Genomic DNA, 12,594 nt, shown 5'->3' with positions numbered 1-12,594 from the left:
ATTTTCTTATTTATTCACGAAACTTCTTATTCTAAAGCTACCTGCTGTAAACACTGCAGCTGCCATTAAGGCCAAAATTATGGCATTAGGAAATAATGTTCCTGTATCCATACTGTTTATTACCCAGTACTGTGGAGTGAATTTACCTATGCTTTTTATAATTTGTGGCATATTATCTCCTGCCATAACTGTAGCAGCCATGCTAACAAAGGTAGTTATTATGCCAAATAGATTTATTATAAGTGCAGCTACTCCTTCATTTTCCACTACTCTAGTAACTGCTAAACCTATACTAACAGAAATTAACACAGTGAGTAGCATATTTATAAGAAGTATAGGAAGTAATCCTTCAAAACTAAATCCTAAAAATACCTTTTGTATGAACAGCACAGCCATATATATGATAGCTTGCACTAGGAAGAAACCTAAATATAGGCCCCCCATAATTTCATAGCCTGTATTTGAGGTAGTAATAGATCTAAATAAAACCTTTTGCTTTTTCATGCTTATCAGCTCAGTTCCTACAGAGTTGGCAGAGAATAAAATAAAGCTTGTAATCATTAAAATTATCATATATAGAACCTGGTTTTTACCTTGAATTTTCTCTTCTTTAATCTTTATAGTGGTGCTTATTTCCTCCTCTCCATTTATAATCCCTTTGCTAGAAAGAAATTTTGCTTTAGTAAGTTTAATAAGCTCCTCTTCCATAGTGGCCTCAATAAAGGAAGTACCATTTCCTTCTTCCCTTTTAAAGCTTTGAATTTCTGGTTTTATTCCTTTGTTAATTTCTTCTGTAAAATTTTCAGGTATTATATAAACTGCTAATACATTATTTTTTCTAAGAGCTTCTAGAGCTTGCTCTTTAGAACTAAAAATGGATTTACTTCCATTAGCCTGTACCTTTTCTAAAAATTTATGTCCATATTCCCCTCTATCCTCCACTGCAAAGGCTACATTACTAGTCTCATGGGTATCATTAGGATGTAACACAACTTTTAGATTAAAACCTTTATTTATCTCTGTATCATAGGATATTTCTCCTCTAAGTTCCTTTACTCTTTCCCATATACTTTGAAGGCCTATGCCCTTAGTAACCCTCTGTGTTCCAACTCCATTATCTCTTAAGGTTATTATTAAATTATCCTGATTAAAGTGCATGAATATGCTAATTTCTGTGGCCTTTCCATGTCTTAAGGAATTAGACATAAATTCTTGTATAACTCTATATATCACAAAGGAATGATCTGAGTTTAAGTTCCAACTTTGCTTTGAATACCTTAGATTCACCTTAACCCCTGTAAGCTTTTGAAAGTTTTTCACCAGCTCTTCAATTGCAAGTATGCCTTCATATTTTTCAAATTCACGAGGTTTCAAGGCTCTTACCGCTCCTCTTACCTCTTGAAGACTTTCCTTCACAAAATCCCCTAAATTTTTTGCTAAAGTTGAAGCCATTTCTCCATTAGTTTTTGCCATCTTTTCAATGGCTCCAAGCTGAATTATTGCTGTAGATAAGCTATGTCCTACACTATCATGAATTTCCCTAGAAATCCTATTTCTCTCCCTTAGCAGAGTAAGCTCTTCAATAGAACTTGCATAAGCTTCTATATCTTCTTTTGCCTTTTTTAGTTCCTCTTCTGAAATTCTAAGCTTATCATAAAGCTCCTGGGCCTTTAACTTTCCTTGGACTTCTTCTTTGATATAATTACTTAAGGCAATAAGAGTGATTAAAGAAAAGGTTGTTATAAGTAGTTCCCTGCTAGCTATATTTCTTCCAATAACTACTACAGCTATAATTGCTAAAAAAGAAAACATCTTAGCTTTGTATTCTTTTAGAAAGAAGGCTCCATCAAGAACTGAGGGTAGAAAATAAAAGAATAACATTCCGCCATGATGAGCAAAAGAAATATAAGCAATTAACCATTCTAATAATATAGATAAAATAAGACATACTTCCTTTTGCTGAAAGTTAAAAAACCTGACCTGATTATTTATTATGTATAACAAAATTATTCCTACTGAAAACATGCTAATCAAGGTTTTATTATATAAAATCATTGTAAAAATAATTAGGATTATAGATAAATACCTGATACTTATTAATAAAACTCTATTCTTCATTTTCCCCCCATAATTAAGCTGCCAATTCTATATAAATTACAGCTTTTCTTTTTTACTTATCCTAAATAGTCAACTTCCTTTAGTTAACTTGTTGAGCTATATCTCCTTAAAACTATGATAAAGCTAACTATTATTTAAATAATTAAAAAGAAACTAGCTATTAACGATGCTACTTTCCTACGTTCTTTATATTTCAATTAATCCGTAATATACTTATATATAAAATTATACTATGTTTATCTTAATATAGGGAGTTAAATCTCAAAATATAAACTTATGCAAAAAAATATAAGGTGCCTCAATTTAATGAGACACCTTTAAATTTAAACCATTGCTGAAATTACATAACTTAATATAAATAGTCCAGTTACAATATAAAGAATTGGGTGCACTTCCTTACCTTTTTTCTTTAGCACCTTAGCTATGCAATAGAATATGAATCCAGCTGCTACACCATTTGTAATGCTATATGTGAATGGCATAAATGCTATAGTAAAGAATGCTGGTATTGCAATTTCTAAATCTGACCATTCTATTTTTTGAAGAGACTCAGCCATTAATATACCTACAACTATTAACGCAGGAGCTGTTGCTGCACCTGGAACCATTCCTGCTATTGGTGCTATGAATAAGCATAGTAAGAATAATATTCCTGTTACTACTGAAGCAAGACCAGTTCTTCCACCTTGGCTTATACCCGCAGTACTCTCTACATAAGTAGTTGTGTTACTTGTTCCAAGTAATGCACCAATTGATGTTGCTGTTGCATCAGCAAATAATGCTCTCTCCAACTTTGATGAAAAACCTTTGCCATTTTTATTTAAAGAATAATCTTCATTATTATCAAATATTCCTGATTTCTTTCCAGCACCTAAGAAGGTTCCTATAGTGTCAAAAGTATCAGTTAAAGAAAAGGCAAATATTGTTGTTAATGCTACAAATATTTTTCCTGGATCTGAAAACAATCCTACAAAGTCTAGTTTAAATAGTGTTGGACTAAGACTTGGAACATCAAAGTTCATAACTCCTGATGCTGGAACTTGAGTAACTCCAAAGAAAATTCCTATAACTGTTGTTGCTAGTATTCCTACAAGAATTGAACTCTTAACTTCTAATATCATAAGAACTATTGTAATTATAAGACCTATTAATGCAAGTTGAGCTACTGGATCCTTAAAGTTAACGATAGCTGGAACCACATCTTGGAATACTCCGCCTTCACCTAAAGCCGCAACCTTGTTTACTGCTTCTCCAGTAAATTGGAGGAAGTGAGCTTGTTTAACGCCTATATATGCTATAAATAACCCTATACCACCACTAATTGCATATTGAAGTGATTCTGGTATAGCTACTATTATCATTTTTCTTATGTTAGTAACTGTAATTATGATATTTACAATACCACAGATGAATACCATTGCTAAAGCCTGTTGCCATGTAAAGCCTAAGCCAAAAACTACGGTAAAAGTAAAGAATGCATTAAGTCCCATACCTGGTGCTAATGCAAAAGGAACATTAGCTACAAACCCCATAATAAAGGTTCCAATTACCGCTGCAAGAATTGTTGCTACAAATACTGCACCCTTGTCCATTCCTGCCTGAGATAAAATTATTGGATTAACAAAAATAACATATGCCATTGTAAGGAACGTAGTTAATCCAGCTAATGATTCTGTTTTAATATCTGTACCATTTTCCTTTAGTTTAAAGAACTTATCCATCAAGAACACCTACCTTTTTTAATATTAACAATACTAATTACAATAAATCCGAACTACACATTGAATTATACACGAACATTTGAAATAAATCAATATATATTGTTCGTTAATTATTTGTTAACTAGGTTGTCTATGTATTTGTACCTTTAATTAAGTACTCACATAAGTAATTCTTATCTTATTAGCCAAATTCTTAAGTTCATAGACTTTATAGAAGTTGTTCTTAAATGGTGATTTCAATTTGCATTTTTTCAATTTACGGTAACTTAGAATATTTCTCCAGCATAAAGCTAATATTGTAACTTATCATGTAAAAATTTTTATTTTCCATTTAATTCTATTTATATTCATTTTCCTACATACATATAACTACTTAAATATACTTTTTAAAGTTTTTGTTAAGACTTCACACTTGATGCAACCTTAGTATTTCTAATTCTTTTAAGGCTATAAACTTTAGGATTCTATGATAATTTATTTTTTTGTTAAGATAGTTTAACCACTGATTAACAAGAGTTCTTTCCACAATTAGTTAGGTTATTTGACAAAATAATTATTAATTCAACATTTTTTCCTTAACAAATTAAAGTTACCAAGTATTTTTTTAAGTTAAAAACTAATAATAAGATTGTAGTTAATGCTTGCTAAACTTTTTACTTCAGTAAAAACTCTAGGGAGAGTTAACACCAATATTATAAGAAATGGATTTAGTAATAATTATTTCACTTCATTTCTTAAATTTAAATTTTTAGGAGGTAGATTCCCATGCAAAACAATCAAGGAAACAACCAAGGAAAAAATGCTAAACAACATGTTCAAGATGTACAAAACCATCTTCAAAGTGCTTCAAGTTGCTTAAACCAAGCTTTACAATCTGTTGAGAAACCAGAAAACAGAGAAAAAATACAAAGCACACTTAGCTCTGTAGAAAATGCAATGCAATCAGTTAATAACACACTTTCTAACTACCAAGAATAATGTAACAAAAATGGAACTAGGTGTATTAGCACCTAGTTCCATTTTTATTAGTCTCATTTTGAGATGCATCGTTACTTTTTTATGTGTTTTATAATGCACTTACTTTTATAATAATTTTCTAGCTGCTTCTGCCTATCTTCTTTTACCTTATCTCTCTCTCAAAGATAATTTCAAAGTCCTTGCCTCTTCCTTCTAAGCTATAATATAAAGGTAAAATTTGAATAAGCCTCCACCCCTGCTTTGCAAATTCATTAATGATTTCTTGGTGATTATCTCCTGTAAACATTCCCCCCATAGAACACTTAACATATTTGTACTCATACATAAGAATCTCCCCCTAACTTACTTAAGTTAAATTCAACATCTAAAGAATCCTCATTTTTCTAAAGGTGTTGATAATTATATAATATTCATCATAATATTGAAATAACCTTTAAAGTTACTCTTTATCCCAACTAAAATATAGATGTTTAAATTTTATTCCAGGTCCACTATATCCACATATCTTAAGTCACTAACCCATGTTACTAATAAATAAAATAAGTTTTTACCTTCTCCCCCTATATCATGGTACAATATAACTATATTACAGGTATGTTGGGTGGGATTGTTATGAAAAATCAAAAAAGAATTAGAGATTATGGAGTATCAATTGGAAGAATGCTTCCGGGAAAACTAAATTCTATTACAGATGTAGACGGAATAAAAGTTGGCCACATTACTCTAAATAGTGGTGAAATTAAAACTGGGGTAACAGCTTTACTACCTCATAGTGGCAATCTTTTTAAGGAAAAAGTTATGGCATCTAGTTATGTTATAAATGGTTTTGGAAAATCTATGGGACTGATTCAAATAGATGAATTAGGCACCATTGAAAGTCCTATAGTTTTAACTAATACCTTAAGTATTGGAACTGCTTTTGATGGAGTTTTAGACTATATGCTAGAGGGAAATCAGGATATTGGTACTACAACTGGTACTATAAATCCTATTGTTTGTGAGTGTAATGATGGTTATTTAAATAGTATAAGAAAAAGAGTAGTTGAAAAATCTCATGTACTAGAAGCTATAAAAAAGGCTGATGTAGAATTTGAAGAGGGTTCGGTAGGTGCTGGTACTGGTATGTGCTGCCTTGGTGTTAAAGGAGGTATTGGAGCAGCTTCAAGAGTTATCCCCTTAGATAATAAAAAATATATTCTTGGAAGCCTAGTGTTATCCAATTTTGGTATTGGAGAAGAGCTCTTAATAAACGGAATTAAAGCTGGTGAAAAAATAAACTCTTTACTCGCTAAAAGAAGTGAGGAAGGAGATAAGGGATCTATTATTATGATAATTGCTACTGATATACCCCTTAGTGAAAGACAACTTAAAAGAGTATGCAAACATGCAGTTGTAGGACTTTCAAGAACAGGTTCCTTCATTGGAAATGGAAGTGGAGATATTGTTATTGGCTTTTCAACCGCTAATAAGGTTAGTCATTATGAAGAAAAGGCTATCTGCGACATGAAGATTTTAAGTGACAATAAAATAGATTTAGTTTTCAAAGCTACTGCTGAAAGTATAGAAGAAGCTATTTTGAATTCACTTATTTGTGCTGATACTACCCTTGGCAGAAATGAACATATGAAATATTCCTTGAAGGAATTTATTGAATACTTAACTTAAACAAATTCAGTTCCCTAGAAATGCATGGACATATGCTTTGAATAGCTCACTTTACTTTACCTAACCCTAAAATGTTTTTTTACAAAATCTATATATGTAGGTCTATAAAGCTTAAATAAGCAAAGGTTGTGTCAAAGTATTTTGCATAGAAATATATTGACGCAACCTCTTATATTAATAATTAAACTTTTCTAATGTTCCTACAGTCTTACCTATTTTCCCCAATAACTTCTACAGGTAAAACTCCAATAGAGTTTTAGCTATTATAATCTCTTCTGTTATTATAACTTCTCTTCTTCATAGCAAATAATAGGGGTACCTGGTTCTATATTCTCAAAAATAGTTTTAGCTAAGTATTTGGGAGCATTAACACAGCCATGAGTTCCATTATTTTTATATATTTCCCCACCAAAGGAATATCTCCAACTGGCATCATGTATGCCTATGTTCCCATTAAAAGGCATCCAATAGGTGACCTCTGCTTCATAATTTGCGCCCCTAAGAGTAGAATCCTTTTCCTTGTAATTTAGCATATAGATTCCAACATTTGTAGCATTCCCTCTATTGGGGTTTCCAGTTACTACAGCACCTTGAGTCACCAGTTTCCCATTTTTATAGAACCATAAGTGCTGCCTTGTTATATTAATTTCTACGTAAGTATTCCCTATATCATTTTCCTCTCTAGTTATAGCCCTTTGCGTATATACTGGTTCTCTTTCAACTGCATCTCCCTTGTTTATACTTTCTAGTAAAGCCTTCGTTTCAGAAGATATATTAATCTTCCATCCATAAAATCCACCCTTAACTTCTACGGTTTTTCCTAGGGAAGTCTTTATTTTTCTTACAGTTCCAACTGTATCATATTTTTTACTAAGCTCTAACACATATTGAAAAACTGCTTTTTTATCGATTACTACATCTAAATTCTCATCAATGCTTAACCATTGACTTATTAGGCCTTCATCTAAAATCTCATTGTTCTTATCAAATAAATACTTTACCTTTGTCCTTATATATTTATCTAGCAAGTTCTTAGTTTGAAGTGCCTTATCAGATCCTGCAACATATTTTGGACTTTCGTAGCATTGATTTTGGTCTAAATCTAACTTTCTTTCCCCTTTTACTATGCTGGTTTTTATTATTTCAATTAACTTATCCTTGATTATTTTATTTCCATAAACCTCTTCAATTACCTCATAAGACCCATTGGAATATTTAAAACTTACATTTTTTGGCTCTATAATGTTTTTATTCAAACAGTTTAGTCCGATTATTTTGCTTTCTAAATCCTCTGCATTGAAGCTAAACAAATCTTCTACATTGTATTTTTGTTTCTTAAATAAAGAATATATCCATTTCATAGGTTTTTGTGCTTCATAAACTTTAGAAATGCTATTTTGTTCATTATAAAGCATCCCTATATCTTTTCCTTGTATTTCTTCTATTTCATTATTTCTTTCTATTAACTGTAATTTATAATCTTTGGCATAATTTCTAATTATTCCATTAGCATCGCTATGTGCTTTTAGTGATAATTCTACTCCATTTATTACTGTATTAAAAAAGAAATGCTTAGCAAAATATATGGAAATAAGTATGTATAGTAGCATAATTAAGCCTATTGCAATAACAACATTTCCTAATGCTTTGCCTTTTAAAAAATTCTTTACACTAAGATTCTTCATATTGGTTTATACCTTTCGCCAAAAATACATTTTTTAAAATAATTACTCTCTAATATATGCTTGTACTTTTAACTTTAAAACTTAAGAGAATATTGTAATATTAAATTTTTTACTTGTACTTGTGAAAATAATTAGTTTAACTCTTAAGAAATTTTTTATAAGAACGAAAATTAAAAATTTATAAGCTAACAGATCACAGTTATTTAAAATTTTTTAGACAAAAATAAGAAACTTATCATTTTACTAAGCTTTTTATTTCAACAAACCTAACACTTATGCCTTTCTTTAAAATCATATAAAAAAACCATAGTATAGGAAGTTTTCTCTCCTACACTATGGTTTTTCTTATCTTATTGTTGTCATTCCACCCATATATGGTTGTAATGCAGCTGGAATATTTATTGAACCATCTTCATTTAAGTTGTTCTCTAAAAATGCAATTAGCATTCTCGGTGGCGCTACCACTGTATTATTTAAGATATGTGCATGGTACTTTCCATTTTCACCTTCTACACGAATTTTAAGACGACGAGCCTGTGCATCTCCTAAGTTAGAACAACTTCCAACCTCAAAATACTTCTTTTGTCTAGGTGACCATGCTTCCACATCTACTGATTTTACTTTTAAGTCTGCTAAGTCTCCAGAACAACATTCTAAAGTTCTAACTGGTATGTTTAAAGAGCGGAATAAATCCACTGTATACCTCCACATTTTATCATACCACATCATACTTTCTTCAGGCTTACATACAACAATCATCTCTTGTTTCTCAAATTGATGAATTCTATAAACTCCTCTTTCCTCAAGTCCATGGGCACCTTTTTCCTTTCTAAAACAAGGAGAGTAACTAGTCAAGGTTTGTGGCAAAGAGCTCTCAGGTAAAATTGTATCAATAAATTTACCTATCATAGAATGCTCACTAGTTCCAATTAAATATAAATCTTCACCCTCAACCTTATACATCATGGCATCCATTTCTGCAAAACTCATTACTCCTGTTGCAATTTCGCTACGAATCATAAAAGGTGGTATACAGTAAGTGAAACCTCTATCTATCATAAAATCTCTGGCATAGGAAATAATCCCAGAATGAAGTCTAGCAATGTTACCCATAAAGTAATAAAAACCACTACCTGCAACTTTTCTAGCACTATCTAAATCGATACCCTTTAACTTCTCCATAATTTCAGTGTGATATGGAATTTCAAAGTCAGGTACAATAGGCTCTCCATAACGTTGAATCTCTACATTTTCACTATCATCTTTTCCAACAGGCACACTTGGATGAATTATATTTGGAATTGCCATTAAAATATCCTTAACCTTTTTATCTAGTTCATCTTCTTTTACTTCCAGCTCAGCTAAACGCTGGGCATCTGTATTTATCTTCTTTTTCAATTCTTCTGCTTCTTCTCTTTTTCCCTGGGCCATTAGTTTACCTATTTCCTTGGAAATTTTATTCCTTCCAGCTCTTAAAGCTTCAGCTTCTTGTTTTGCACTTCTATGCTGAGCATCCAAAGCAATTACCTCATCTACTAAACCCAACTTGTTGTGTTGAAATTTATTTATTATATTTTGCTTAACTATTTCTGGGTTTTCCCTTACAAATCTTAAATCTAACATAAAATTCCCTCCTGATTAAAATTAAAATTTATTATTATAAAATTATAAAACAAAAAACTCCCATCCCACATATAAATGGGACGGAAGTACACCGCGTTGCCACCCAAATTGCTGAAATAATAATTAATCCAGCCACTCGATATAGTCAGATAAAGGTTACTAGCCTTTCGATTCATCACCGGCAGCTCCAAAAGTGGAGAGATTTTACCTTTCATCCATTCACACCACCCATGGACTCTCTGAAGAAAGTTTAAAATCGTAGCTTTCATCACAGCTGCTCTTTTATGTAAAATTTTGTGTTGATTATTTAAGCTTATAAAAAGTTCTAAGTAACTACATAACTTATCATTTATTATCTAATATAATATCATATTTTATCATTTATTATAACCTTTTTTTAATGCTTTATTTGTTTTCCTTGCTACATTAGACTATCTTTATATTATTTACCATGACCGAGGGTTTCTAATCATTTCACAATGCAAATAAATCTATGTATAAAAGAAAACTTATTTCTTACTATGAGATGATTATTAGGACTAATCTTATTAATAATTCACTATAAGAACTTTTGATAAAACAAATAAGTAATCTCAGTTTATTAGATGTTATTTATATCAAAGTAGCTACTGTCAAATAAAGCTTAAATATATAAATCTACTTACGTTTAAGTAATTGAGCTAATTTATTAATAAAACTATTATTAGCATTTTCCATGGCTATATCATATTGAGTATAGTAAGCTTCTTGCATAACTCTTTTAAAATCTTTAACTTCTTTTATTAGACGCTCATTGTTTGTATTAGCTAATTCATTGAATTTACTAAAGTCATTGTGAAAAGCAGTTCTTAATTCATCATTTTTTGTATCTATTTTTCCAGATATAAACTCAGTGGTATTATTAATAAATTTATTATTTAAACTTATATTAGTTTCATTAACTTCATCAAACTTTTTATTCAATTTTTCTTTAATTTCATTAGTTAATTCTTCCTTTAACTGCTGAAACCCTTTATTTTGAGCTTCGATAATTGTTGATATAATTTTTTCTAGATATAATAAATTGTCCTTTTTTATATCATGGATTAGTTGAGCCTTAAAATCATTAAGTTGAATTTGATTTTCTTTTTTTATTGAGTCAATAAGCTCTTCAACAGACAACAAGTTACTTTCACTCCCCTGAAATTCAACATCATTTAAGGGTAATATATTATAATAATCTTGAATTTCCTTAAGTGACATCCCTCTATTCTTTAACTTTATCAAAAATTCTAATCTATCAACATCAACATTAGTATAACGTAATTCCTTACCAACTATTTCAATTTTTAAGAGATCATCAAATAATTTTGTGTAGTATTTGATATTACTAATATCCTCATTTAACAAATCAGAAACTTGTTCAATAGAATAGTAAGATATTTCTCCTCTTTTTTTATTCTGAATTTTATAAGTAACATTTTCTGCATCTATATACTTAGTGTTATAATCCATATAATTATTCCTCCCCCCCTTCTTTTTTCGAGTTAACAAACTTAAACTTAAGTGATAAATGAAATATTATGAAAAATTACGTAAAAATTATATAAAGTGTAATGTTGTTATAATTTTTTTCGATAATACTACTAGATAATATGATAAGGGAGATTAGTTATGGAAAAAGGTAAAATGTTATTAGTTTCATTAGGTCAAGGTGCTGGAAATATAGTAGATGGATTATTAAGTAAAAACCCAAGATACAACGGCTTATTTTTAAATAGTAGCTTGTTTGATATTAAGCCATTAAAAAATGCACATATAGGTAAAAATGTATATATTTATCCAGGAACAGATGGTTCAGGAAGAGATAGAAATAAATCTAAAGACATGATAAAAGATAATGCTAACTCTATAGGGCTATTATTAAGAAAGTATCCTATAACAGAATCAATTGTAATATTTACAACTATGGCTGGGGGAACAGGTTCTGGAGCAATAAAAACCTTTATACAAATTGCAAAAAAAGCATTACCAAATTCTAAAATTAATGTAGTAGCTATCCTACCTAGCTTAAAAGAGGATGAATTAGCCTTTAAAAACACTCTAGAATGTTGGAACGATATAAATAGTATAATGAATTTAATAAATGATGTTAAATTTGTAGATAATAACAAGCGAAATACATATAAAGAAATAAATAATGAAGTAATTGAGAGTTTAGATTTATCCTATAATATAACAGGTATTCATGCTGATGGTAGTATCGATAATAAGGATTCTTTTAGAATAAATACAGCAGATGGCTCTGGTCTTGTTTTGAAATTATATGATGGTTTGAAGGATGCCAAAACAGCAGTTGATTTAGCCATAAAAAATAGCGTTTTTGTTCAACCTGATGTATATGATTGTGATTACCTAGGTGTTAATTTAAAAATTGATGGTTACGATCCATATGAGGTTTCTAAGTTATTTGAAGTTTATAAAAGCACCTATATAACATACAATGATAAACACAATATAGTAGTTCTTGGTGGATGTGAAACCCCTACTGAATCAATAAAATTAATAAAAATGGCCTTAGATGATAAGAATCAAAGAAAATTGTCAAGAAATAAAAAAAGAAGTGTTATGATTGAATTAGATTCAAATAATACAGATGACCTTGAAGAGTTAGATGTTTTAAATGATAATGAGCTTAACAATTTATTTGAAGATAATTATACATTTTAAAAATGCTCCTATGAATAAATTATAAATAATAGTATACCTTAAGTCTTAAATGAATATGCTTATTATTATTTTCAGGAGTGTGTAAATAAGTCTGT

General features: G+C 30.1%; 9 protein-coding genes. 3 read left to right on the top strand and 6 right to left on the bottom strand.

Annotated features, from left to right (window positions below; all coding sequences use genetic code 11):
* Positions 1 to 6: 6 nt before the first annotated feature.
* Positions 7 to 2,118 (bottom strand): ABC transporter permease, encoded by a 2,112-nt coding sequence (locus B3040_RS13305; RefSeq protein ID WP_291574078.1) that lies wholly within the window; start codon positions 2,116 to 2,118, stop codon positions 7 to 9.
* 323 nt (positions 2,119 to 2,441) lie between these two features.
* On the bottom strand, positions 2,442 to 3,839 hold the full coding sequence (locus tag B3040_RS13300; protein WP_291574075.1) for an NCS2 family permease: 1,398 nt from the start codon (positions 3,837 to 3,839) through the stop codon (positions 2,442 to 2,444).
* A 765-nt stretch (positions 3,840 to 4,604) separates the two neighbouring features.
* On the opposite strand from B3040_RS13300, the gene B3040_RS13295 reads away from it, so the two are divergent.
* Positions 4,605 to 4,817, top strand: a complete 213-nt coding sequence (locus B3040_RS13295) for an EscE/YscE/SsaE family type III secretion system needle protein co-chaperone (RefSeq protein ID WP_017415076.1) — start codon at positions 4,605 to 4,607, stop codon at positions 4,815 to 4,817.
* A gap of 142 nt (positions 4,818 to 4,959) precedes the next feature.
* Here B3040_RS13295 and B3040_RS13290 read toward each other — a convergent pair whose 3' ends face one another.
* Positions 4,960 to 5,142: a DUF4177 domain-containing protein gene (locus B3040_RS13290; protein WP_291574072.1), complete on the bottom strand. Its 183-nt coding sequence runs from the start codon at positions 5,140 to 5,142 to the stop codon at positions 4,960 to 4,962.
* Positions 5,143 to 5,429: 287 nt separating this feature from the next.
* On the opposite strand from B3040_RS13290, the gene B3040_RS13285 reads away from it, so the two are divergent.
* Positions 5,430 to 6,482, top strand: coding sequence for a P1 family peptidase (locus B3040_RS13285; protein ID WP_291574070.1), 1,053 nt, complete (start codon positions 5,430 to 5,432; stop codon positions 6,480 to 6,482).
* 281 nt (positions 6,483 to 6,763) lie between these two features.
* On the opposite strand, the gene B3040_RS13280 is transcribed toward B3040_RS13285, so the two are convergent.
* From B3040_RS13280 to B3040_RS13270, 3 genes are all read right to left on the bottom strand, one after another.
* Positions 6,764 to 8,167, bottom strand: a complete 1,404-nt coding sequence (locus B3040_RS13280; protein WP_291574068.1) for a L,D-transpeptidase family protein — start codon at positions 8,165 to 8,167, stop codon at positions 6,764 to 6,766.
* A 345-nt stretch (positions 8,168 to 8,512) separates the two neighbouring features.
* Complete coding sequence (gene serS / locus B3040_RS13275) at positions 8,513 to 9,790, bottom strand: serine--tRNA ligase (protein WP_291574066.1); 1,278 nt, start codon at positions 9,788 to 9,790, stop codon at positions 8,513 to 8,515.
* A gap of 657 nt (positions 9,791 to 10,447) precedes the next feature.
* A complete protein-coding gene (locus B3040_RS13270; protein ID WP_291574064.1) occupies positions 10,448 to 11,284 on the bottom strand; it encodes a helix-turn-helix domain-containing protein in 837 nt (278 codons plus the stop codon).
* A 159-nt stretch (positions 11,285 to 11,443) separates the two neighbouring features.
* Here B3040_RS13270 and B3040_RS13265 point away from each other — a divergent pair, with 159 nt between their 5' ends.
* A complete protein-coding gene (locus B3040_RS13265; RefSeq protein WP_291574062.1) occupies positions 11,444 to 12,499 on the top strand; it encodes a cell division protein FtsZ in 1,056 nt (351 codons plus the stop codon).
* Positions 12,500 to 12,594 lie beyond the last annotated feature (95 nt).

It is taken from the genome of Clostridium sp. UBA4548 (assembly GCF_002387895.1).
Taxonomy (GTDB): Bacteria; Bacillota; Clostridia; order Clostridiales; family Clostridiaceae; genus Clostridium_J.
Note: the sequence above shows the minus strand (reverse complement) of the source record. Positions and strands in the feature narration are given on the sequence as shown.

Bases quoted from the DNA above. Each gene is read 5' to 3' on its own strand.
- B3040_RS13305 (WP_291574078.1), bottom strand. From the start codon at position 2,118: ATGAAGAATAGAGTTTTATTAATAAGTATCAGGTATTTATCTATAATC.
- B3040_RS13300 (WP_291574075.1), bottom strand. From the start codon at position 3,839: ATGGATAAGTTCTTTAAACTAAAGGAAAATGGTACAGATATTAAAACA.
- B3040_RS13295 (WP_017415076.1), top strand. From the start codon at position 4,605: ATGCAAAACAATCAAGGAAACAACCAAGGAAAAAATGCTAAACAACAT.
- B3040_RS13290 (WP_291574072.1), bottom strand. From the start codon at position 5,142: ATGTATGAGTACAAATATGTTAAGTGTTCTATGGGGGGAATGTTTACA.
- B3040_RS13285 (WP_291574070.1), top strand. From the start codon at position 5,430: ATGAAAAATCAAAAAAGAATTAGAGATTATGGAGTATCAATTGGAAGA.
- B3040_RS13280 (WP_291574068.1), bottom strand. From the start codon at position 8,167: ATGAAGAATCTTAGTGTAAAGAATTTTTTAAAAGGCAAAGCATTAGGA.
- serS (WP_291574066.1), bottom strand. From the start codon at position 9,790: ATGTTAGATTTAAGATTTGTAAGGGAAAACCCAGAAATAGTTAAGCAA.
- B3040_RS13270 (WP_291574064.1), bottom strand. From the start codon at position 11,284: ATGGATTATAACACTAAGTATATAGATGCAGAAAATGTTACTTATAAA.
- B3040_RS13265 (WP_291574062.1), top strand. From the start codon at position 11,444: ATGGAAAAAGGTAAAATGTTATTAGTTTCATTAGGTCAAGGTGCTGGA.